This is a genomic window from Micromonospora sp. HM134 (assembly GCF_007833915.1).
Taxonomy (GTDB): Bacteria; Actinomycetota; Actinomycetes; order Mycobacteriales; family Micromonosporaceae; genus Micromonospora; species Micromonospora wenchangensis.
The window spans coordinates 2036425-2060469 of record NZ_CP041061.1 but is presented as its reverse complement, the minus strand read 5'-3'; the positions used below and the strand labels follow the sequence as shown (position 1 = coordinate 2060469).

General features: G+C 72.9%; 14 protein-coding genes and 1 pseudogene. 3 read left to right on the top strand and 12 right to left on the bottom strand.

From position 1 onward, the window contains the following. Positions 1-34 precede the first annotated feature (34 nt). From FJK98_RS09410 to FJK98_RS09380, 7 genes and pseudogenes are all read right to left on the bottom strand, one after another. A pseudogene (locus FJK98_RS09410) lies at positions 35-5455 on the bottom strand (type I polyketide synthase); the annotation flags it as partial. A gap of 335 nt (positions 5456-5790) precedes the next feature. Beyond that, positions 5791-7056 (bottom strand): glycoside hydrolase family 16 protein, encoded by a 1266-nt coding sequence (locus FJK98_RS09405; RefSeq protein WP_145918673.1) that lies wholly within the window; start codon positions 7054-7056, stop codon positions 5791-5793. 280 nt (positions 7057-7336) lie between these two features. Next, positions 7337-7555 (bottom strand): hypothetical protein, encoded by a 219-nt coding sequence (locus tag FJK98_RS09400; protein ID WP_088642133.1) that lies wholly within the window; start codon positions 7553-7555, stop codon positions 7337-7339. A gap of 75 nt (positions 7556-7630) precedes the next feature. Next, positions 7631-8725 carry an NYN domain-containing protein gene (locus FJK98_RS09395; protein ID WP_145918672.1) on the bottom strand — a complete coding sequence of 365 codons (1095 nt, stop codon included), beginning with the start codon at positions 8723-8725 and terminating at the stop codon, positions 7631-7633. Between the two features lie 209 nt (positions 8726-8934). Further along, a complete protein-coding gene (locus tag FJK98_RS09390) occupies positions 8935-9456 on the bottom strand; it encodes an SRPBCC family protein (RefSeq protein WP_205789409.1) in 522 nt (173 codons plus the stop codon). Between the two features lie 120 nt (positions 9457-9576). After that, the gene (locus FJK98_RS09385) at positions 9577-10590 is read right to left on the bottom strand and encodes a cupin-like domain-containing protein (RefSeq protein WP_145918670.1); all 1014 of its coding nucleotides are present in this window, start codon (positions 10588-10590) and stop codon (positions 9577-9579) included. Beyond that, entirely contained in the window at positions 10587-10865 is a 279-nt protein-coding gene (locus FJK98_RS09380) for a hypothetical protein (protein ID WP_145918669.1), read from the bottom strand. The genes FJK98_RS09385 and FJK98_RS09380 overlap by 4 nt, the downstream gene beginning before the upstream one ends. A 116-nt stretch (positions 10866-10981) precedes the next feature. On the opposite strand from FJK98_RS09380, the gene FJK98_RS09375 reads away from it, so the two are divergent. Beyond that, the gene (locus tag FJK98_RS09375; protein ID WP_145918668.1) at positions 10982-11671 is read left to right on the top strand and encodes a YoaK family protein; all 690 of its coding nucleotides are present in this window, start codon (positions 10982-10984) and stop codon (positions 11669-11671) included. 148 nt (positions 11672-11819) lie between these two features. Here the strand turns inward: FJK98_RS09375 and FJK98_RS09370 are convergent, their stop codons facing one another. Further along, the gene (locus FJK98_RS09370; protein WP_145918667.1) at positions 11820-12386 is read right to left on the bottom strand and encodes a TetR/AcrR family transcriptional regulator; all 567 of its coding nucleotides are present in this window, start codon (positions 12384-12386) and stop codon (positions 11820-11822) included. A gap of 91 nt (positions 12387-12477) precedes the next feature. On the opposite strand from FJK98_RS09370, the gene FJK98_RS09365 reads away from it, so the two are divergent. Both FJK98_RS09365 and FJK98_RS09360 read left to right on the top strand, forming a co-directional pair. Next, positions 12478-13401, top strand: coding sequence for an NmrA/HSCARG family protein (locus FJK98_RS09365; protein WP_145918666.1), 924 nt, complete (start codon positions 12478-12480; stop codon positions 13399-13401). Between the two features lie 203 nt (positions 13402-13604). After that, positions 13605-19070 carry a carboxyl transferase domain-containing protein gene (locus FJK98_RS09360; RefSeq protein ID WP_145918665.1) on the top strand — a complete coding sequence of 1822 codons (5466 nt, stop codon included), beginning with the start codon at positions 13605-13607 and terminating at the stop codon, positions 19068-19070. A 56-nt stretch (positions 19071-19126) separates the two neighbouring features. Here FJK98_RS09360 and FJK98_RS09355 read toward each other — a convergent pair whose 3' ends face one another. The 4 genes from FJK98_RS09355 to FJK98_RS09340 all read right to left on the bottom strand — a co-directional run bounded on the left by FJK98_RS09355 (position 19127) and on the right by FJK98_RS09340 (position 23963). Continuing rightward, entirely contained in the window at positions 19127-20779 is a 1653-nt protein-coding gene (locus FJK98_RS09355) for a class I adenylate-forming enzyme family protein (protein WP_145918664.1), read from the bottom strand. A 149-nt stretch (positions 20780-20928) separates the two neighbouring features. Further along, positions 20929-21693, bottom strand: a complete 765-nt coding sequence (locus FJK98_RS09350) for an ABC transporter permease (protein WP_145918663.1) — start codon at positions 21691-21693, stop codon at positions 20929-20931. 25 nt (positions 21694-21718) lie between these two features. Further along, the gene (locus FJK98_RS09345; RefSeq protein ID WP_145918662.1) at positions 21719-22699 is read right to left on the bottom strand and encodes an ATP-binding cassette domain-containing protein; all 981 of its coding nucleotides are present in this window, start codon (positions 22697-22699) and stop codon (positions 21719-21721) included. Between the two features lie 82 nt (positions 22700-22781). Further along, positions 22782-23963 (bottom strand): glycosyltransferase, encoded by a 1182-nt coding sequence (locus tag FJK98_RS09340; protein ID WP_145918661.1) that lies wholly within the window; start codon positions 23961-23963, stop codon positions 22782-22784. Positions 23964-24045: the final 82 nt, after the last annotated feature.

Below are 24045 nucleotides of genomic sequence, written 5' to 3'. Positions count from 1 at the left end.
CTTTCCCGCGCCGGAGGTTCGTCGGAGACTGCCGTCAGGAGATGCCGAGCTCGTTCTCCAGCACGTCGAACAGTTCCTCGTCGGTGGCGGACTCGTAGTCGTGCGGGGTGTCGTCGTCGGGGCGGCCGGTGCGGTCCTGCCAGCCGCGCAGCACCGCCTCCAGCCGGGCGGTCAGCCGGGTGTGTTCCTCACCGGGCACCTCGGCCAGGGCCTTCTCCAGCCGGTCGAGGTCGGCGAGCACCGCACCGGCCGGGTCGGCGTCGGGCACCACCAGGTCGGCCTTGAGCGCGCGGGCCAGGGCGGTGGGTTCGGGGTGGTCGAAGACGAGCGTGGCGGGCAGCCGCAGCCCGGTGACGGTGCTGAGCACGTTGCGGAACTCGACGGCGGCGAGGGAGTCGAACCCGAGGTCCTTGAACGCGCGGCCGGGTTCCACCGACGCCGGGCCGGGGAAGCCCAGCACGGCGGCGGCGTGCGTGCGGACCAGGTCGAGCAGCAGGGTGTCCCGGTCGGCGTCGGAGAGCCCGGCGAGGCGCTGCGCCAGCGGCGGGCCGTCGACGGCCGCACCCGCACCGGCGGCGGTCGGGCGGGCGGGGGTACGGACCAGACCGCGCAGCACGGCGGGCAGCGCGTCGGTGCGCCGCCGCAACGCGTCCAGGTCCAGGCGCACCGGTAGGGTCGTGGCCCGCCCGGCGGCGACGGCCGCGTCGAACAACGCCAGCCCCTCGTCGGTACTCATCGCGGGCATTCCGAGCCGGCGCATCCGGTGCAGGTCGGCGTCGTCGAGGTGACCGCCCATCCCGGTGCCGGTGGCCCAGAGGCCGTAGGCCAGCGAGGTGGCGGGCAGCCCGTCGGCGCGGCGGCGTTGGGCGAGCGCGTCGAGGAAGAGGTTCGCGGCGGCGTAGTTGCCCTGCCCGGCCCCGGCCACCCAGCCCGCCGACGAGGAGAACAGCACGAAGGCGGTCAGGTCGTGGTCGCGGGTGAGGTCGTGCAGGTGCCAGGCGGCGTCCACCTTGGGCCGCAGCACCCGGTGCAGTTGCTCGGGGGTGAGGGCGTCGACCAGCGCGTTCTCGGCGGTGCCGGCGGCGTGCACCACCGCGCCGACCCGGTGCTCGGCGAGCAGGGCGGCGACCGCGTCCCGGTCGGCGACGTCGCAGGCGGCGACCGTCACGTCCGCGCCGACGGCGGTGAGGTCCGCGACCAGGTCCGCCGCGCCGGGGGTGGCGGCGCCGCTGCGCCCGGTCAGCAGCAGCCGGCGTACGCCGTGTCGGGTGACCAGGTGCCGGGCGACGAGGCTGCCCAGCCCGCCGAGCCCACCGGTGATCAGGACGGTGCGGTCGGTGGGCCAGCCACCGTCGGCGGGCGCGTCGACGGTCACCCGGGCCAGCCGTGGCACCAGCAGCCTGCCGCCGCGGACGGCCACCTCGGGTTCGCCGGTGGCCAGTGCCGCCGCCAGGTGACCGGTGCCGCTGTCGTCGCTGTCGACCAGGACGAACCGGCCCGGGTGTTCGGCCTCGGCCGCCCGGACCAGCCCCCACAGGGCCGCTGCGGCGGGGTCGACCGGGGTGTCGCCGGCACCGACGGCGGTGCGGGTGAGCAGGACCAGCGTGCTGTGGGCGTACCCCGGGTGGGTGAGCCAGCGGCGCAGCAGCCCCAGCAGGCGGGCGGTCGCCTCGTGTACGGCGGCCGGCGGGGTGCCGGGCGGGTCGAGGGTGACCACGACGGTGTCGGGCACCTCCTCGGGCAGCTCCGCGTCGACGTCGAGCAGGGTCCAGCCGTCGGTGGGGGCGTCCGGGGCGGAGACCGGCTGCCAGTCCACCTCGTACAGGTGGCGGTGCTGGCTGCGGGCGGCGGCGTCGAGCGCGTCGGCGGCGACCGGGCGGACGACCAACTGGTCGATGGTCGCGACCGGGTTGCCGTGGCCGTCGGCGACGGTGACGGCCAGCTTGTCGCCGGTGGCCGGGGAGATCCGGATGCGCAGGGCGGCGGCGTGTGCGGCGTGCAGGGTGACCCCACGCCAGGAGAACGGCAGCGGGGTGTCGCCCGCGCCCTCGTCGACCAGGTTGGCGTGCAGGGCGGCGTCGAGCAGCGCCGGGTGCAGCAGGAACCGGGACGCGTCGGCGGCGGCCACCTCGGGCAGCGCCGCCTCGGCCCAGACCTCGGCGGCGTCGCCGTCGCCACGCCGCCACACCGCGCGCAGCCCCTGGAACACCGGCCCGTAGCCGTAGCCGTGGTCGCGCAGCCGGTCGTAGAGGCCGTCGAGGTCGACGGCTTCGGCACCGGCGGGCGGCCACTCGGTGAGGTCGGCGGCGGCCGGGTCGGCCCCCGCCTGCCGGACCAGGACCCCTTCGGCGTGCGGGGTCCAGTCGGTGTCGTCGGCCGCGTCGTCGGCCCGGCTCCAGATGCCGAGCGTACGTGCGCCGCTCTCGTCGGCGGCGTCGACGGTCACCCGCAGGGCCAGGCCGCCGTCGGCCGGCAGCACCAGCGGCGCGCTGATGGTCAACTCGTCGAGCACAGGACAGCCGACCTGGTCGCCCGCGCGCAGGGCGAGTTCGACCAGTCCGGTGCCGGGGACGAGGACGGTGTCGAACACCGCGTGGTCGGCGAGCCACGGCTGGGCGGTGCGGGAGAGCCGGCCGGTGAGCACCACGCCACCGCTGCCGGGCAGGTCGACGACCGCACCGAGCATCGGGTGTCCGGCGGGTAGCTGGCCGAGTCCGGTGGTGTCACCGGCCCCGGGAGGCACGTCGAGCCAGTACCGCCGGTGCTGGAAGGCGTAGGTGGGCAGGTCGACCTGCCGGCCGCCCGGGTTGACGGCCGCCCAGTCGAGCGTGATCCCGCTGATCCACGCCTGCGCCATCCCGGCCGCGTACGCCTGCACCTGGCCGTCGTCGTGCGGCTGCGCCGTACCTGTCTGTTCGCGCTTGCGTCGCTGGAGGGCGATGGCGGTGGCGTCCTCCACGCAGTCGGCCACCATCGCGGTCAGCACACTGTCCGGCCCGATCTCGACGAACCGGGTCACACCCCGCGCCGCGAGAGCGGCCACCGCGTCGGCGAACCGCACCGTGCCCCGCACCTGACCCTGCCAGTACCCGACCGAACCGAGTTCGGCGTCGCCGGCCAGGTCACCGGTCGCAGTCGACACCAACGGGACACCCGCCGGGTTCGCGGTCACCCCGTCGACGACCTGCCCGTACCCGGCCAGCATCGGGTCCATCAGATGCGAGTGGAACGCATGCGACACCCGCAGCCTGCGCGTCTTCACCTCAAGACGGGACTCCAGCGCGGCAATCTGCTCCTCCGTGCCGGACACCACCACCGCCCGGGGACCGTTCACCGCCGCCACGTCCACGTCGCCCAGGTCCAGCTCATCGAGAGGCGCGGCGATGGCCAACATCGCCCCACCCGCCGGAAGGGCCTGCATCAGACCACCCCGCGCCGCCACCACCCGGCACGCGTCCTCCAGCGACCACACCCCGGCCACGTGCGCGGCAGCCAACTCACCGATCGAATGCCCGGCAACGAAGTCCGGCTTCAGACCCCACGACTCCGCAAGCCGGAACAGAGCCACCTCTACCGCGAACAACGCCGGCTGCGTCCACCCCGTCTGATCCAGGACACCATCCGGATCGGCGAACATCACCTCCCGCAGATCACCCTCCAACAACGGCCCGAACGCCGCACACACCTCGTCGAGGGCGGCAGCGAACACCGGGAACGCCGCCGCCAACTCACGACCCATCCCGACCCGCTGCGCACCCTGACCCGTGAACAACACCGCCGTACGCCCCGCGACCGTCCGACCCGACAGGCCACCACCGGCAGCCAGGGCCTCCAGGCCCGCGGAGAGCTCGGCGGTCTCCCGGCCGACCGCCACGCCGCGGAACTCCAACCCGGCCCGGCCGACGCCCAGCGAGAACCCGACGTCCACCGGACGCTCGTCGGTCAGGAAGGCGCCCAGCCGGGTCGCCTGTCCGGCCAGCGCGTCCGCCGACCGGGCCGACAGTGGCCAGAGCAGCACCGACGGCTCGATGGCGGGCGTCGGTGCGGTGCCGTCGTCCGGCTCGACGGCCTCGACCGGTGGGGCCTGCTCCAGCACCACGTGGGCGTTGGTCCCGCTGAGCCCGAACGAGGACACGGCCGCCCGGCGGGGTCGCCCGGTCTCCGGCCAGGCGACCGGGTCGGTGAGCAGCCGGACGTCGCCGGCCGTCCAGTCGACGTGGGGGGTGGGCCGGTCGATGTGCAGGGTGCGGGGCAGCATGCCGTGCTGCATCGCCAACACCATCTTGATCACTCCGGCGGCCCCGGCCGCAGCCTGGGTGTGCCCGATGTTCGACTTCACCGAGCCCAGCCAGAGCGGCTGCGCCCGGTCCCGGCCGTAGGTGGCGAGGATCGCCTGCGCCTCGATCGGGTCACCGAGCCGGGTGCCGGTGCCGTGCGCCTCGACGACGTCCACCTGGTCGGCGGTGAGCCGCGCATTGGCCAGGGCGTCGGCGATGACCCGGCGTTGCGACGGGCCGTTGGGGGCGGTGAGCCCGCTGCTCGCGCCGTCCTGATTGACCGCGCTGCCACGGACCACGGCCAGTACCCGGTGCCCGAGACGCTGGGCGTCGCTGAGCCGCTCGACCAGCAGCACCCCGACGCCCTCGGCCCAGCCGGTGCCGTCGGCGGCGGCGGCGAACGGCTTGCACCGGCCGTCGGCGGCCAGCCCCCGCTGCCGGCTGAAGTCGACGAAGGTCTCCGGGGTGGCCATCACCGTCACACCACCGGCCAACGCCATGGTGCACTCCTCGCGGCGCAGCGCCTGGATCGCCAGGTGCAGGGCGACCAGCGACGACGAGCAGGCGGTGTCCACGGTGATCGCCGGGCCTTCGAGACCCAGCACGTAGGCGACCCGGCCGGTGAAGATGCTGCCGGTGTTGCCGTTGCCGATGAAGCCCTCCAACTCGGCGGGGATCACCGGCAGCCGGCTCGAATAGTCGAGGTACATCAGCCCGGCGAACACCCCGGTACGGCTGCCACGCGCCGACGTCGGGTCGATGCCGGCTGATTCGAACGCCTCCCAGGACGCCTCCAGCAACAGCCGCTGCTGCGGGTCCATGGCGAGCGCCTCGCGGGGAGAAATGCCGAAGAATTCGGCATCGAAAAGTGCGGCGTCGGAAAGGAACCCACCAGTCCGCGCGTACGTCTTGCCGGTCTTGGAATCGTCGGGGTCGTAGATTTCCTCGACGTTCCAGCCCCGGTCGTCGGGGAAGTCGGAGACGGCGTCGGTCCCGTCGGCGAGGAGTTGCCACAGCGCCGAAGGACCATCCACACCACCCGGGAAGCGGCAGCTCATACCGACGATGGCGATCGGGTCGTACTCCCGCCGCTCGGCTTGGCGCAACTGCCGGCGGGCCTCACGCAGATCGGTGGTGGCCCGCTTCAGATACCCGAGAAGCTTCTCCTCGTTCTCCATCTACGTCTCCCGCCACTAGCCCCAGCCGGGCAGACCCGGGCCAATATCGGCACACGGGTCGGCGCGGCGGCAATTGTCGAAACAGAGAGCTTCTTCAGGCATTCTTGGTTGTTCGCGATGACCCTACGGCCGCCCGGCGCAGCTCTAACCCCCTACCGCCCCCAGAGCGCCCCCTAGCCCGCGACGCCGCTACCTCGACCCCTCGGGCGTCGCCGGTCGGGCACCCCGGTGGGGGCTGGGGTTGCGGGCCGGCCGGCTGACCGGGGCACGACGACGGACGGCCCCCCGGCGGGTGCCGGGGGGCCGTCCGTCGCGGTGCTACCGCCGGGCCGTGGTCAGAAGCGGGACCACTTCTGGCTGGCGACGCCGAGGCAGTCCCACAGGTGCAGCTTGCCGCCGTTGTTGGGGTTCTGGTCGCGGACGTCGACACACCGGTTGGCGCTGAGGTTGACCAGGTCCCCGGCACCGTTGAGGGTGAACCGTTGGGCCGGGTTGCCGTTGCAGGTGACCAGGTTGACCTCGGTGCCGTTGGTGGTGCCGGCCCAGGCCGGGTCCATGCACTTGCCCATCGCGCGGACGGTGCCGTCGGTGGCGAAGGTCCACGCCTGGGCGGCGGTGGTGTTGCAGTCCCAGATCTGGAGTTTCGCGCCGTCGACCGGGTTGGCGCTGGGAATGTCGATGCACCGGCCGCTCTGCGCGCCGCGCAGCCGGGTGGTGCCGGGCTGCGGGTTGCCGCCGCCGGGCACGTAGCTGGAGACCCGGACGTAGTCCACGAGCATCTGCTGGGGGAACTGGGTGGAGCCGTCGGGGTATCCGGGCCAGTTGCCGCCCACCGCCACGTTGAGGATCATGAAGAACGGGTGGTCGTAGACCCAGCGGTTGCCGCCGAGCCGGGACGGGTCGACGCGGTGGTACTCGACGCCGTCGAGGTACCAGACGATCAGGTTGGGCTCCCAGTCCACCCGGTAGGTGTGGAAGCCGTCGGCGAGGGGTTGGCCGATGGTACGGCTGCCGGTGATGCCGCCCCCGCCGGAGTAGCCGGGGCCGTGCACGGTGCCGTAGACGGTGTTGGGCTCCCGGCCGATGTTCTCCATGATGTCGATCTCACCGGCGGCGGGCCAGCCGGCGCTGCCCATGTCGTTGCCGAGCATCCAGAACGCCGGCCAGATGCCCTGACCCCGGGGGATCTTGATCCGGGCCTCGAACCGGCCGTACGCCTGGGTGAAGGTGGCGGCGGTGAGCAGCCGCGCCGAGGTGTACTCGCACCGGCCGTAGTGGCACTGGTAGTTGGCCGGGTTCTCCTTGCGGGCGGTGATGACCAGGTTGCCCTGTCCGTCGTGGACGGCGTTGCTGGTGCTGTTGGTGTAGTACTGCCGTTCGTTGTTGCCCCAGCCGCCGCCGCCGATGTCGAAGCGCCATCGGTTCTGGTCGACGGGGGTGCCGGCGGCGGCGTTGAACTCGTCCTGCCAGGTGATGCCGCCGATGGCGGCCGAGGCGGGCTCGGCCTGGGCGGGCAGGACGAGGGCGGCGGCGAGGGTGACGAGGGCGACCGCCGCGCGGGCGAGGGATCGGGGCCGGGGGACGGCTCGGGCTCCGGGCACGGGAGGCTCCTTGGGGCGACATCGGGGGCGGGGAGCACGCCGGGGAGAGCGCTCTCCACGAAGGATGTCGATATCCAGCCTTTCTGTCAAGAATGTTGCCAGTTAGCTCGCCCTGCTCAGGGCTCCGCCGACCAGCCAGTGAGAGGAAGACTACGCTCCGTGATCAGGGTCGTTGCGCGCCAGCCGGCTCGGAGGTCTCCTGCGGGGCGCCCGGCCGGGACCGGCCAAAGGGCGGGGCGGGCGGGACGCGGTGCGGACCGCCCGCCGGCGCCCGGACCGATCAGCGGTGCAGCCCGCGCCAGGAGGGATTGCTGCCGCGCCAGGCGTCGGCCAGGATGACCGCCGCCGCCCGGCTCGGGCACTGCTGCACGCGGGAGCGACCCGACGCCCCGCCGATCTGCGCCTGGACCTCCCAGGCCTCCCCGTCGGTACGGATGTAGACGTCCCGCCGCCCGCGTGGGCTCGGGTCACCGTTCCACCAGTGCTCCTCGACCATCATTCACCGACCGTATAGCAACTCGGCCGTGGAACGTGAGTCACGAATTCGTCGAGGCCCGCCACCGCCACCGCCCGGTCACCCCTGCCGGGGCGTGAGCAGGTAGTCGTCGGCCTCCGCGCTCCAGGCCAAGGCGACCTCACCGGCAGTGGCGGCGGCCTTACCGAACTGGAGGAAACTGCGGTAGCCGAGCTTCTTCTCGCTGAATTCGGGGCGGGCCCGGCGGAGCTGGTTCTTGAGTCCGGAGAGCGCCACCGGGCCACCCGCCGCGGCCAGTTCCGCCACCACCGTACGCAGTAGCGCGAAAGCCACCTCCTGGTCGCCGTGCTCGGGCAGGGACACCTCCGGGTCGCCCTTGGCCGGCCCCTCGGCCAGCTCGACGACGTTGTGCCCGGCGAGGTGGCGCAGCAGTTCACCGAAGGTGCGGAACCCGTAGTCGGACTCGCTGAACGTGGGGTCCTTGCGCAGCAGGGTGCGCTTGAGCCGGGAGGCGGTCACCTCCCCCTCCGAGCTGCCCTGGAGGCCGGCGACGGTCTGGGCGACCAGCACGGCGAGCGCCTCGGCGTCGCGTACCGGCTCCTCGGCGGCCGGCGGAGACTCCGGCTGCTCCGGTGTCGGCTCCACCGCCGTCGGCTCCGGCTGCTGCGGTTCGGCCGACCGGGCCGGGCGACCGCGACGGCCCCGTACGGGCGGGAGGTCGACGCCCTCCAGCCGGTCGTAGTAGAGGAACTCGTCGCAGGCGGGCGGGAGCAGCGCCGAGGTGGACTTCTCCACCCCGACCCCGATCACCCGCTTGTTGAGTTCGCGCAGCTTGTGCACCAACGGGGTGAAGTCACTGTCCCCGGTGCAGATGACGAAGGTGGAGATGTAGCCGCGCTCGAAGGCCAGCTCCACCGCGTCGACGGCCATCTTGATGTCGGCGGCGTTCTTGCGGGACGCCCCCATCCGCTGCGGGATCTCGATCAGCTCGACGTGCGAGCGGGTGAGCATCCGACGGTCCTCGTCGAAGTACGACCAGTCCGCGTACGCCCGGCGGACCACCACCCGCCCCCGCTCGGCGAGGGCGTCGGCGATCGGACGGAAGTCGAACGCCCGCCCACCATGGTGTTCCCGGGCCCCCAGGGCAAGGTTCTCGTAGTCGAGAAAGAGCGCGATTCGATCCTCGTGATCCACCGCAACACCCTAATCCCGCACCCCTCCCCCACCACCCCGCCACGTCGCACCACCCGCCAAAACCCCGCCAAACCTCCACCGAATCCCCACCGAAGCCCCGGTGATCAAGAGGAAAAGGTCAGCCGGGAGGCCGGTTCCTGACGTATTTCTCTTGATCACCGAGGGCTTGCGGCGGGGAACGCGGGACGGAGGGAGGTCAAGGGTGGGGGTCAGGGGGTGCGGTTCTCGGCCAGGGCCTTGATGCCGTCGAGCACCGACTCGATGTGGGAGCGGAGCTGGCCGAGCCTCGACTCGACGATCTGCTCCTCGTGCTCGGGGGCCTGGTCGATCACGAGGCTGAGCCCGGACCGGCCCGGACCGACCCGTACCGTCTGCCGCAGCCGGGTGCCGGCCCCCTCCGGTTCCAGCTCGAACCGCCAGGTGGCCGCCGGCGACGACACGTCGGCCCGGCCGGCGCCGTCCGGGCCGGCGAACATGCCGTCCACGTCCGTGACGACCCACCCGAAGACCCGCTCCTGGTCCAGTTCGGTGACGTAGGAGGCGGTGCGCCACTCCCCGATGCGCGGGTGGCTGTTGTACCCGAGGAAGCTGGCCCCCTTGGCCAGTTCGTCGGCACCGTCGAACCACTCGACCCGCTGCAACTCGGGACTCAACCGGGCCGGCAGGTGAATGTCGGTCACCAGTTCCCAGACCCGGGACGGAATTGCCTCGACGTAGACCTCGTAGGTCACGCCCGGCCCATCGGCATAACGCAAAGTCGCCACCTTCGCTCAGATCCGGCGTGCCGGATCACCCCACAATGCGATCGACGATAATGCATGTCGACAAGGGACCGTAGGGCTGCCCGGTCCTCACCGGTCCGGTCCGGCCGCGGGCGGCGTGGCCATCTTGTGGTTCTGCCCCGGGATGCGGAAGTGGTGGAAGCTGACCGTGGCGCTGACCTCCAACGCCTGCACCCAGTGCCACCAGCCCACCGGCACGAACAGCAGCTGCCCCGGCTCCAGCACGACGTCGAGCACCGTCGCCTCGGCGTACCGGGGGTGCCGGGTGAGATCCGGGTCCGCCGCGTCGACCGCGCTGAACGTGCCGCCGCGCGGATAGACCAGGTGCCGCTCGTACGAGGGGACCAGCCGGACGTGCTTACGGCCGAGCACCTGACCGAGCAGCACCGAACTGTTGTCCACGTGCAGCGGGGTCACCGTGCCGGCCGGCCCGAGCAGCAGGTGACCGAGCCCGGACGGGTCCACGATCCCCTCCGGGGCGCGGATGTCGGCGGTGAGCGGGCGCAGCGCGCCGGACCAGTTCTCGTTGCGCGGCACCATGTAGTAGTCGTTGGTCCGCCGGTCCGAGGCGAGCAGCGCCAGGTACTCGCGGAACGGCATGCTGGTGCGGTGGCGGTCGTACTGCCAGGCGTGGTCCGGGTTGGCGTCCCGGCCGGTCATCACCTCGACCACGGCGTCGCCGCAGGCCGCCGCCAGGCCGGAAAGCGTCCAGCCGAGGGCGGGCCAGTCGGCCATCAGGCCGTCCAGCACGACCGGCCGGTTGCCGAAGTAGTAGCGGGAGAAGAACTCCCCCGGGTCGAGGTCCGCGCGCCGCTCCAGCGTCCGCCCGCCGTCGCTGTCGCGCAGCGACCGGTACGTGTCGAGCACCGACTCCAGCCAGTCGTAGCGCAGCGCCAGCCGGCGGCACACCGCGAAGTACGGGTGGTCGGCCAGGTCCCGCAGCTCGGCGTCGACGGCCTGCGGGTCGGCGGACCCGGCGACGGCGACGGCCCGCGCCTGCTCCACCGACGCGCCCATGGCGAGGTTCTCGACCAGCCACTCCCGCCAGGCGGGGTCGAGCCGGGGCGGGACGACGGTGGTCATGCCCCGGCCGCCGGCACGAGGGTGAGCCGGGGCGGACGGACCGCCTCCTGGCAGGTCGGGTACGAGTTCTTCACGTGCTCGGGGAAGTGCTCGGCGGCCGGCGGCGGGGTGAGCCGCAGCTCCCGGGTGTACTCCTGGCAGTTGACGTAGGAGTTCTTCACGTGGGCCGGGATGTGGTCCGGGGGCGGGGTGAGCCGCGCCTCGCGGGCGTACTGGTCGCAGTTGACGTAGGAACCCTTGACGTGGGCGGGGAAGTGGTCCGGCAGCTCGGTCATGGGGCCAGTCAACGGGCCCCGGCGTCCCGGCCACCAGGGGCCGGTGTCCCGGCCGCCCGGGACGTTCCCGCAGGTCATGGGTAGACTCCCGGCCGGAAACGATCATCGGAAGGGCCATGACGAAGAGCTACGAGGTGCCGCTGCTGGTGCTGACCGCGGCGACCGGGGCGGTCGACGGGGTCAGCTATCTCGCCCTGGACCGGGTCTTCACCGGCAACATGACCGGCAACGTGCTCTTCATCGGGTTCGGGCTGGCCGGGGTGTCCGGCCTGCCGGTGCTCAACAACCTGGTGGCGTTGCTGACGTTCATGCTCGGCGCGGTGCTCGCCGCCCGGCTGACCCGGGGCGCGTCGGGGCCGGCGGCGCTGCCCGCCGCCGGGCTGGCCATCCTGGTCGGTGGCAGTGTGCTGAGCCTCGCCCTGGCCGGGTTCTGGCTCGCCACCGGCCCACCGGCGCACGGGGTGATGCTTGCCGTCACCGGCCTGCTCGCCCTGGTGCTCGGCGCGCAGGCCGCAGCGGTCAAGCACATCGGCATCCGGGACCTCTCCACGGTGGTGGTGACCATGACCATGGTGAACCTCTCCACCGACAGCCGGGCCGCCGGCGGTCCGGGCACGGCCTGGCTCCGCCGGTTCGGGGCGATCACCACGATGGGCCTGGGCGCGTTCGTCTCGGCGGTGCTGACGTTGCGGGTGAACGGGGCGGTGGCGCTGGTCGTGGCCGGCGCGTTGTTGACCCTCGGCACGGCGCTGATCGCGGTGGTCCGCCACCGCGAGGTCGCCGCCGCGGCGGCGGCGGACGCCTGACCCCGGCGGGTCGCCGCCTCCGCCGCACCGCCACGCGCCGACCGGTCGGCCGTCGGCAACCCGGCCCGCCCCGCAGCCGACCAGCCCGCTCCTCGGCCGGCGGCCCGCCGCATTCCCACCTGCCGAGCCGCCGGGCCGTCGGCGGGGTTCAGCCCGGCGGGCTGAGTCCCGCCACGGCCATCCGGAACAGCCGGTCCGCCCGGACGGCGGGGTCGGGGTGGTGCTCGGTGGCCAGGACGATGCCGACGATCAGCGTGATCAGGTCCCCGACGGTGACGTCCGCCGCGAACGCGCCGTCCTGGACGGCGCGGCGCAGCAGTGGGGACGCCGCCTCCTCCAACGTCGCCGAGCAGCTGTTCTCGTGCACCGGATCGGCCGGCGCGCCGTCGTAGGCCAACGCGGCGGCCAGCCCCCGGGCGGCGACGGAGTAGGTGACGACGTCACCGAGCCACTCCAGGAGCGCCGCCCGGCTGTCGCCCCGGCCGGTCAACTCCCCGGCCCGGACCCGCAGGGCCTCGATCCGTTCCCGGGAGACCGCTTCCAGCAGGGCCCGGCGGGTGGGGAAGTGCCGGCGCACGGTCGCCGAGCCGACTCCCGCGGTGCGGGCGATCTGCTCCAGGGACGCGCCGGCACCGTGCTCCGCCACCTCCCGCTCGGCCACGACGAGGATGCGCGCGTAGTTGCGCCGGGCGTCGGCGCGCTGGCCATCGGGCATGACGTCCTCTCCGAGCTTGATAAGTGGCGGGGCCCGCCGTATCGTACCCGACAGAAAACGGCGGGCCCCGCCGTTTAATCGGAGGAGTGTCATGTCCACAGCCACCGCCCCCGTCCTGGTCACCGGCGCCACCGGCCGGCAGGGCGGGGCCACCGTCCGCGCCCTGCGCGCGGCCGGGGTTCCCGTCCGCGCACTGGTCCGCGACCCGGCCACCGACCGCGCCCGCGCCGTCGCCGCACTCGGTGTCGAACTGGTCACCGGCGATCTGCTCGACCGGGGATCGGTGGTCCGGGCCGCCGAGGGTGCCCGCGCCGTCTTCTCCGTGCAGATGCCCCCGCTGGGCGCGACGGGCTTCGACTTCGCCGGCGAGGTGACCCAGGGCGTCAACCTGGTGGAGGGCGCGCGGGCGGCCGGCGTGCCGCAGTTCGTGCACACCTCCGTCACCGGTGCCGGTCAACACGTCGAGGCGGCCGGCTGGGCCGAGGGGCGCTGGGCCTCGATGGCACCCACCCTGGACGCCAAGAGCGCGATCCAGGACCGGGTGCGCACCGCCGGCTTCCGGCACTGGACGCTGCTCAAGCCGGGCTTCTTCATGGACAACTTCCTGCCGTCCATGGCCTTCCTGTTTCCGCGTGGCGTCGAGGGCGGGCTGGTCAGCGTCCTGCGCCCGGAGACCCGGCTGTCGTTGGTCGCGACGGACGACATCGGACGGGCGGCCACCGCCGCCATCACCGACCCGGAGCGCTTCGACCGGATCGAACTGGAACTGGCCAGCGACCACCTGTCGATGACCGAGATCGCCGAGGTGCTCTCCCGGGCGCTGGGCGTCCGACTGTCCGCGCCGCAGATGACCGAGCGGGAGGCCCTCGCCGCCGGCATGCCCGCGATGGGTGCCACCCACGAGTGGATGAACGCGGTCCCCCAGCCGGCCCGCCCGCGGTACGCGCGGGAACTCGGCCTCCCGCTCACCAGCTTCAGCGACTGGGCGCGGGAGCACTTCCGCGCGGACGCCTGACCCCGCGACCTGCGGCGGGTGCCGCAGCACCCGCCGGCACGGTCGGGAAGACCAAAAACTTTTGTGGGGTTCCTACAACTGTCACCGCTCAGGGTTCGGTGATTACGACATGGCGCTACCGCCCGGCACCCGGAAGGGTGATCGCTGTCGGGGGTCGATGCCTTGCGGCGCGTACTCGTGGATCTACCGGAGGAGTCGGTCGGGTGTTCAGCCGTGTCGCCATCGTCAACCGGGGTGAGGCCGCGATGCGCCTCATTCACGCGGTCCGAGAGCTGGCCGCGCAGACCGACACTCCCATCGAGACGGTGGCCCTCTATACCGACGTCGACCGCACCGCGACCTTCGTCCGCGAGGCCGACATCGCCTACGACCTGGGTCCGGCGTCCGCCCGGCCGTACCTCGACCTGAAGCGGCTCGAACACGCCCTGGTCGAGACCGGGGCCGACGCGGCGTGGGTCGGGTGGGGTTTCGTCGCCGAGGACCCGGCCTTCGCGGAGCTGTGCGAGAAGATCGGCATCACCTTCGTCGGGCCGAGCCCGGACGCGATGCGCAAGCTCGGCGACAAGATCGGCGCGAAGCTGATCGCCGAGGAGGTCGGCGTGCCGGTCGCGCCGTGGAGCCGGGGCGCGGTGGAGACCCTGGAGGCCGCGATCGCCGCCGCCGCCGAGATCGGCTACCCGCTGATGCTCAAGGCGACCGCCGGCGGTGGCGGGCGGGGCATCCGCGTGGTCACCAGCGACGCCGAACTGGCCGACGCCTACCAGCGCACCAGCCAGGAGGCGGCCCGCGCCTTCGGCAGCGGGATCGTGTTCCTGGAGCGCCTGGTCACCGGCGCCCGGCACGTCGAGGTGCAGGTGATCGCGGACGGTCAGGGCACCGCCTGGGCGCTCGGCGTACGGGACTGCTCGGTGCAGCGGCGCAACCAGAAGGTCATCGAGGAGTCGGCCTCGCCGGTGCTCGGCCCGGAGCAGACGGCCGAACTCAAGTCCTCGGCCGAGCGGCTGGCCGTCGCGGTCGGCTACCGGGGTGCCGCGACCGTCGAGTTCCTCTACCACCCGGGTGACCGGCTGTTCGCCTTCCTGGAGGTCAACACCCGACTCCAGGTGGAGCACCCGATCACCGAGCTGACCACCGGGTTCGACCTGGTCAAGGCGCAGTTGCACGTCGCGGCGGGCGGCCGGCTCGACGGTGTGCCGCCGGTGGAGCGCGGGCACGCCATCGAGGCCCGGCTCAACGCCGAGGACCCGGACCGCGACTTCGCCCCCGCCCCGGGCCGGATCGCCCGGCTGGACCTGCCCGCCGGGCCGGGCATCCGGGTCGACACCGGGGTCAGCGAGGGCGACACCATCCCCGCCGACTTCGACTCGATGATCGCGAAGATCATCGCGTACGGGCGGGACCGGGACGAGGCGCTCGGCCGGCTGCGCCGGGCGATGGCCGAGACCACGGTGATCATCGAGGGTGGCGCCACGAACAAGAGCTTCGTGCTCGACCTGCTCGACCAGCCCGAGGTGATCGACGCCAGCGCCGACACCGGCTGGATCGACCGGGTACGCGCCGAAGGCCGGCTCGTGTCGCACCGGCACTCCGCCGTCGCGCTCGCCGCCGCCGCGATCGAGGCGTACGAGGAGCAGGAGCGCGCCGAGCAGCAGCGGCTGCTGTCCACGGCGTTCGGTGGACGCCCGCAGGTGCAGCACGCCAGCGGCCGGCCGCTGGACCTCAAGCTGCGCGGCGTGGGCTACCGGATGCGGGTGGCCCGGGTCGGCGCGCACCGGTTCCGGGTCGGCATCGAGGCCGGCGGCGACGTGCACACCGCCGACGTCGAGCTGGACCGGTTCGACAGGCACACCGGGCAGATCGCCGTCAACGGCGCGCGGTACCGGCTGCTCACCGGCACCCACGGCGCGATCCACCTGGTCGAGGTGGACGGCGTGACCCACCGGGTCGGCCGCGACGAGGGCGGCGTGGTCCGTTCGCCGATGCCCGCGCTGGTCGTCGCCACCCCGGTGGAGGTGGGCGCCGAGGTCGAGGCGGGCGCACCGGTGCTGGTGCTGGAGGCGATGAAGATGGAGACGGTGCTGCGGGCACCGTTCCGGGCCCGGCTCAAGGAGTGTGGCGTCTCCGTCGGCAGCCAGGTGGAGGCCGGCGCGGCGCTGCTGCGGCTGGAGCCGCTCGCCGACGACGCCGACGACGCCACGGGTACCGACGACGTCGCACCGGTCACCCTGGACCTGCCCGCCGCGCCCGACCAGGCCCCGGCGGTCGAGCGGTCCCGGCGCGGCCAGGAGGACCTCCGTGGCCTGCTGCTCGGCTTCGACGTGGACCCGCACGACGACGGCCGGGTGCTCGACGAGTACCTCGCCGCGCGGCGGGCCGCCATCGAGGACGGCCACCGCCTGCTGGCCGAGGAGATCGATCTCGTCGACGTCTTCGCCGACCTCGCCGAGCTCAGCCGCAACCGGCTGACCGGGGAGGACGTCAGCGGCGACAACCACGTCCCCAGCGCCCGCGAGTACTTCCACACCTACCTGCAGAGCCTCGACGTCGAGCGGGCCGGGCTGCCGGCGCCCTTCCAGGACAAGCTGGCCAAGGCGCTCGGCCACTACGGCGTCACCGAACTGGACCGCTCCCCGGCCCTCGAAGCCGCCGTGTTCCGGATCTTCCTGGCCCAGCAGCGGGCGTCCGCCGACGCCACGGTCATCGCGACGTTGCTGCGCTCCTGGCTGCGTGAGCCGCCGCCGGACGCGGTGCTGCGCGAGCCCGCCGGCCTCGCGTTGGAGCGGCTGGTGGCGGCGACGCAGGTGCGTTTCCCGGTCGTCGCCGACCTGGCGCGCGGGGTGGTGTTCGCCTGGTTCGCCCAGCCGCTGCTGCTGCGCAACCGCGCCCGGCTGTACGCCTCCGTCCGCCGGCACCTGCGTCACCTGGACGCGCACCCGGATTCGGCGGACCGCGCCGAGCGGGTCGCGGAGATGGTCCGCAGCACCGAACCCCTGGTCCGGGTGCTCGGCCAGCGGCTCGTGCGGGACCACCTCGACAACGCGGTGATGCTGGAGGTGCTGACCCGGCGGTACTACGGCAACAAGGGCCTGGCCGACGTCCGGACCCGCCGGGTGGCGGACTGCACGTTCGTGGTGGCCGAACGGGCCGACTCCAGCCTGCTCTCCGCCGCCGTACGGTTCGACGCGCTGGGCGACGCGCTGCGTGGGCTCGCCGAGCTGGCCGGGGACGGCTCCGCCGTCGACGCCGACATCTACCTCGGCTGGGAGAACCAGCCGGAGGACTTCGACGCGATGGCCGCCGCGCTGCTGGAGGTCGTCAACGCGCACCCGCTGCCGGCCCAGGTCCGCCGGCTCACCACCACCGTCGCCGGGCGCGGCGGCGCGGTGATGCACCACCACTTCACGTTCCGCCCGTCGAGCACGGGGATGAGCGAGGAGCGGCTGATCCGGGGTCTGCACCCGTACATCGCGCAGCGGATGCAGTTGGAGCGGCTGCGTAAGTTCGACCTGACCCGGCTGCCGTCGTCGGACGAGGAGGTCTACCTCTTCCAGGCCGTCGCACGGGAGAACCAGTCCGACGAGCGGCTCGTCGCGTTCGCCCAGGTGCGTGACCTGACCGCGCTGCGGGAGCACGACGGTCGGCTGGTCGCCCTGCCCACCGCCGAGGACATCGTCGCCACCTGCCTGGACTCGATCCGCCGGGCGCAGACCCGTCGCCCGTCCAAGACCCGCTTCAACACCAACCGGATCGTCATCTACGTCTGGCCGCCGAGCGACCTGACCCGCGAGGAGATGGAGATGATCGCCGGGCGGGTCCGCCCGACGACCGTCGGCGCGGGGCTGGAGGAGATCCTGTTCATCGCCCGGCAGCGCGACCGCCGGACCGGCGAGCTGAACAAGATCGCGGTACGGATCTCGTTCGACGCCACCGGCGGGGCCGAGCTGACCATGGGTGAGCCGCCGGTCGACCCGGTCGAGCCGCTCGACGACTACCGGCTGAAGGTGCTGCGGGCCAGCAGCCGCAACACGGTCTACCCGTACGAGCTGACCGGGCTGCTCGGCCAGTTCGTCGAGCACGACCTCGACGGCGACCACGCGCTGGTGCCGGTGGACCGGCCCCGGGGGCGCAACACGGCGGCGATCGTCGCGGGCGTGGTCACCACGCCGACCCCGAGGCACCCGCAGGGCGTCACCCGGGTGGTGCTGCTTGGCGACCCGACCAAGTCGCTCGGTGCGCTCTCCGAGGCCGAGTGCCGCCGGGTGATCGCCGCCCTGGACCTCGCCGAGCGGCTCCAGGTGCCGCTGGAGTGGTACGCCCTGTCGGCCGGGGCGCGGATCTCGATGACGTCGGGCACCGAGAACATGGACTGGGTGGCGGCGGCGCTCAAGCGGATCGTCGAGTTCACCCAGGACGGCGGCGAGATCAACATCGTGGTCGCGGGGATCAACGTGGGCGCCCAGCCGTACTGGAACGCCGAGGCGACGATGCTCATGCACACCCGGGGCATCCTGGTGATGACGCCGGAGGCCGCGATGGTGCTCACCGGCAAGCAGTCGCTGGACTTCTCCGGTGGGGTGTCCGCCGAGGACAACTTCGGCATCGGCGGCTACGACCGGGTGATGGGCCCGAACGGGCAGGCGCAGTACTGGGCGCCGAACCTGACGGCGGCCCGGGACGTGCTGATGTCGTACTACGACCACACGTACGTCGCGCCCGGGGAGAGCGAGCCGCGCCGGGCGACCACCGCCGACCCGGTCGACCGGGACGTCACCACCTTCCCGCACACCGTGGCGGGCAGCGACTTCACCACCGTCGGCGAGATCTTCTCCGCCACCGCCAACCCGGACCGCAAGAAGCCGTTCGACATCCGTACGGTGATGCGGGCGCTGTCCGACCAGGACCACCCGGTGCTGGAGCGGTGGGCGGGCATGGCCGACGCGGAGACCGCGGTGGTGCAGGACGTCCACCTCGGTGGCATCCCGGTCTGCCTGCTCGGCATCGAGTCGCGGTCGGTGCCCCGGCGGGGCTTCCCGCCCACCGACGGTCCGGACACCTACACCGCGGGCACCCTGTTCCCGCGCTCGTCCAAGAAGGCCGCGCGGGCGATCAACGCGGCCAGCGGCAACCGGCCGCTGGTGGTGCTGGCCAACCTGTCGGGCTTCGACGGCTCGCCCGAGTCGATGCGCAAGCTGCAACTGGAGTACGGGGCCGAGATCGGCCGGGCGATCGTCAACTTCCGGGGACCGATCGTGTTCTGCGTGATCTCCCGGTACCACGGTGGGGCGTTCGTGGTCTTCTCCAAGGCGCTGAACCCGAACATGACCGTGCTGGCGCTGGAGGGCTCGTTCGCCTCGGTGCTCGGCGGCGCCCCGGCGGCGGCGGTGGTGTTCTCCGGTGACGTCAATGCCCGTACCGCAGCCGACCTGCGGGTACGCGACCTGGAGTCGCGGGTCGCGGCGGCCACCGGCACCGAGCGGGCCGCGCTCACCGCCGAACTCGACGAGACCCGCGCGGCGGTCCGCGCGGAGAAGCTCGGCGAGGTGGCGGCGGAGTTCGACCGGGTGCACAACATCCAGCGGGCGGTGGAGGTCGGCTCGGTCGACGCGGTGATCCGGGCCGCCGACCTGCGCCCCCGCATCATCGAGGCGATCGAGTCCCGACTGGGCTGACGCCCACCGGCCGGGACCCACCGGGTCCCGGCCGGCCAGGCGGGGGGCGGCACCGGTCAGGGTGTGCTGGCCGCCCCGGCGTCGGCCAGCAGCCGCTGGCGCATCAGGAACTTGCGGACCTTGCCCGTCGGCCCCATCACCACGCCGTCGGCGGGCACCGTGACCACCCGCCGCAGCGTCGCGGCGACCACCGGTCCGAGCGCGGCCCGGACCCGGTCGGACCGGTCGAGTTCCGGGTCGGCGTCCTCGGCGAGCACGAGCAGCACCTCGGTGACGGTCCGGTCGTCGGCCTCCCGGGCCGCGATGACCGTGCAGTCGCGTACGTCGGGGCAGTGCTTGAGGATGCGTTCCTCGGACAGCGCCGTGTACAGCCAGTTGCCGTCGCCCAGGTCGACCGCGTCGCTGGCCCGGTCGACGTGGTGGTAGTTGCCGTCCGGGTCGCGGTACATCAGGTCACCGGTCAGGTAGTAGCCGCCCAGCCGGGTGCGGAACGTGTTGACCGAGTCGTTCCAGTAGCCGAGCGCCAGGGTCGGCGACTTGAGCCCGACGTGCCCCACCTGCCCCTCGGGGACCTCCTCGCCGGTGGTCACGTCGAGCAGGGCGATCTGCGCGAACGGGTACGGCTTGCCGACGCACCGGTCGTAGTGGTCGCTGCCGAGGCGGTGGCTGATCCGGAACGCCCCGTGGCCCATCTCGGTGGAGCCGAGCATGTCGACGAACTTGGACCCGGGCACGTCGACCATCCCCTGCCGGGTGTACGCGGGGTGGCTGCCCACGGCGACCAGCCGCCGCACGTGCGACTCGTGGGCGCAGTCCCCGGTGTTGAACCAGTTGCGCACGGAACCCAGGTCGCGGGTGGTCAGGTCGTGGCGGGCCAGTTCGGACCAGGTGACCGCGAAACCGAAGACGCCGGTCGGCCGCCAGCGTTCGATGGCGTCGAGGATCGTCTCGGCGCTGCTGGCGAACGGACCGCCCTGCGCCGACAGGTAGAGCAGCTGGTAGCTGTTGCAGAGCGCCTGGTTGATCGTGATGATGCCGGCGGCGTGCGCGGCCGGCAGCACGGACAGCTCGCGTACCTCGCCGTAGGGGCGGGACTCGGTGAGCCGGACGGCCCGGATGGCGGCGAACAGCCCGTGGTGCGAGTGGACGATCGCGGCCGGCACCCGCGTGGTGCCCGACGAGTGGGTAATCGCGACCGGGTCCTCGGGGTGGTGACGGTGGTGCGGTGGGGCCTGGCCGGGGTCACCGGTGCCGGTCTCGGCGGCGTCACCGAGGATCGGCACCCCGAGGTCGTGCTCGCGCAGCGCGGCGTGGTCGGCGTCGACGACGACCCCGACGCCGCGCAGCCGCCGGATGAACTCGGCCGCCAACTCGATCGGCATGTTGCCGTTCATCAGGGCGGGGATCGCGCCGAGCCAGTTGAGGGCGAAGAAGTTGAGGAACACGTCGGGCGCGGACGTCACGTAGACCGCGACCGGGTCACGCCAGCCGACGCCCCGCCGCCGGAACCAGTCGGCGCGGGCGGCGACCCGCTCGGTCAGGGTGGCCAGCGACAGCGGCGTCCAGGCGGGGATGCCGTCCACGTCGACGTCGAAGGTCACCCGGGGCAGGTCCGGGTCGGCCCCGTGTTCGGCGAGCCGGAGCAGCACGTTGCCGGCCCCCAGCTCCATGTCGGCCGCGAGCGTCGCCCGGAAGTTGTCGGCACCCAACGAGTTGTCTCCTCACCTGGCACGCTCACGGTCACCGCACCCCGGCGCGGCGGCCGATCTGGGACACGCTCAGGCTAGAGCGCCGATCACCGGCAGACAATGGCCAACATCAATCCTGGTCACGCCGCCCGGTCGACGGCGGGTCGGGGTCAGGAGACCTCGCGGTTGAACAGGTGCGACGACCAGACCAGGCTGATCGCGGCCAGCACGATCATGATGAGGGCGCCCTGCCAGACCACGGGCTCGGTGAGCTGCCCGTTGAACAACGCCCGCATGCCGTTGGTCGCCCAGGAGAACGGGTTCCAGACCGCGACCTGCTGGATCCACAGTGGTGCCAGCACGAGCGGGATGAGCACCCCGGCGAGCAGCGAGATCGGCTGGCCGACGGTGTTGACCAGCACGCCGAGGCTGTTCTCGTTGCGTACCAGCAGCGCGATGTCGTACGAGATCGAGGTGCTCAGCAGCACCATCACCGACAGCAGCGCGTACGAGATGAGCAGGTTGCCCAGGTGCACCCGCAACCCGAACGGCAACGCCACGATCGTGATGATCACCGCCTGCACCACGTTCAGGCAGACGTGCATCAGGGCCCGGCCCAGCAGCAGGCCGGTCCGGCTCACCGGGGTCACCCGGCACCTGTCGATGATGCCGGCGCGCAGCGCGCTGAGCAGCCCGTAGCCGGCGAACAGGCCACCGAACAGGCCCATCGCCACGAACAGGCCGGGCACGTAGATACGGTAGGCGTCGGCGTACGAGGAGGCGCCCCGGTCGACCATCACCACCTTGAGGAACGGGGCGAACAGGATGAGGTAGGTGACCGGCTGGGCCAGACTGAACGCCACCATCACCGGGTTGCGCACCATCAGGCCGACCTCCTGTTGGAAGATCAGCCAGGTGTCGCGGACCAGTTTCACTGCGGCTCCTCTCGTGCCGGCCGGGTCACTCCTCCAGGGAGCGGCCGGTCTTGGCCAGGAAGACGTCGTCGAGGCTGGGCCGGCGGGCCTCGATCGCCCCGGGCTCGATCCCCCGCGTCAACAGGATGCGCATGATCTGCGGAATCGCCGTCGCGGCACTGTCCACGTAGAGCCGCAGAGTGCCGTCGGCCGCCTCCGACGAGTGCACGTACGGCTGCTCGGCCAGCAGTTTCGTGGCGATCGGCAGGTCGGCGTCGGCCGGGCCGTCGGTCACGTCGGCGCGGGTCAGGTCGATCGCGACCACGTCACCGGAGATCTCCCGCTTGAGATCCGACGGGGTGCCCTCGGCGACGATCCGACCATCGTCGATGATCGACAGCCGGTCGCACAGGGTGTCGGCCTCGTCGAGGTAGTGGGTGGTGAGGAAGACCGTCATGCCCTCCGCCCGCAGCCGCCGGACCTCCTGCCACATCCGCACCCGGCTGGGCGGGTCCAGCCCGGCGGTCGGCTCGTCGAGGAAGATGACCTGCGGAGAGTGGATCACCCCGAGCGCCACGTCGAGCCGCCGACGCTGCCCCCCGGAGTACGTCCTGATCCGGCGGTCGGCGAAGTCGTCGAGCTGGAACGCCCCGATCGCCGCCTCGGCCCGGCGCTGCGCCTCGGCCTTGCCGAAGCCGTACAGCCGGGCCTGGAGCACCAGGTCCCGGCGGGCGGTCGAGTCGTCGTAGGTGCCGCTGGCCTGGGCCACGAACCCGATCTGCCGGCGCACCTGGGCCGGGGCCCGCAACAGGTCGACGCCCGCGATCGTCGCCCGGCCACCGTCCGGGCGGATCAGCGTGGCCAGCATCCGCATGGTGGTGGACTTGCCCGCGCCGTTGGGGCCGAGGAAGCCGACGATCTCGCCCCGCTCCACGGCGAAGTCCACCCCGCGCACCGCCTCGACGGTGGTGGCGTTGCGGCGACGGCCGACCCGGTAGGACTTGCGCAGGCCGGTGGCCTCGATCATCGAGCCTCCTCGGACGGGGACGACGCCGGGCCACGGGGGAGGTGTCGACGGTGGACGGCGACACCCGTGCGGGTGCGTCAGGTCAGGCTAGTGTGGCCGTACCCGAAGGACAATGGTCGATGGGCCGGGCGGCCAGGGCGGCGAGGTGCCGGGCGGCCACGGCCGCGCCACCGGCGGCGGCGAACGACTCACCCACCCGGCGGGCCCCCTCCCGGTAGCCCGGATCGTCGAGCACGGCGGTCAGCGCGGCGGTGAGGTCCGCCGGGGTGGCCGAGGCGAACGCGACCTCGATGCCGGCGCCCGCGTCGGTCACCTGACGGGCCACCGTCGGATGGTCGTGCCGGATCGGCCCGACGACCACCGGCACGCCGTGCGCCAACGCCTCGGTGACGGTGCCCAGCCCGCCGTGCGACACCACCACGTCCAGCCGGGGCATCAGCTCCAGCACCGGCACCCGGGGGGCGGCCAGCACGTGCGCGGGCGGGTCGGGCAGCACGTCGGACGAGGCGGTGACCACCACCTGCACCCGGTCGGCGAGCACCGCCGTCGCCGTCATCATCCGTCGGTAGAAGTCCCGGGCCAGGTGCTCGGCCATCGTGCCGACGGTGACCAGCACATGCCGGCGGTCCGGGTCCCAGGCCTCCCAGTCGAAGGCCGGCGCGTCGGGGCGGTGGCCCAGGGCCGGGCCGGTCAGCACGCACCGCGCCGGCAGCGGGGTCGCGCCGGTCAACGCCGTGCTGGTCAGCCCGAGCACCAGGTACGGCGAGAAGCGCAGGTCGATCGCGTCGTCGACCGGCAGGTCGGTCATCGCCCAGACCCTGGCCAGTTGTGCGCGTACGTAGTCGGTGAACCCGGGCAGGTCCGGCGGGGTGAGTTCCAGCGCGCCCACGCAGAACGTCGCCCACGGCACCCCGTGCCGGTGCGCGGCCAGCGCGCCGGCCAGCGCGTACTGGTCGACGACGACGGCGTCCGGCCGGTGGTCGGCGACCGCCCGGTCGACGGCGTCCCGGATGAACCGGTTGACCGGCAGCACGTGCCCCTCCCAGAGGCTGCGTACCGACGCCATGCCCGACTCGTCGCCGTTGCGGAAGTACCGCTTGCCGGTCGGGTAGAGCGTCGCGTCGGGGCCGATCAGCGGGCGCAGGTCGGTGCGGGGGCCGCACCACGCCACCTCGTGCCCGGCGGCCCGGAGCGCCTGGCCGATGGCGAGCGGGGCGTTCAGGTGCGACGCCACCGGCAGGACGACGAACAGGAAGCGGGCCACGTCGATATTCTGGCACGCGTTGACAGCGACGGACGCCGCTGATGGGATTCTCGCCGTGACGGTCGACGAGCAACGTTCCCGG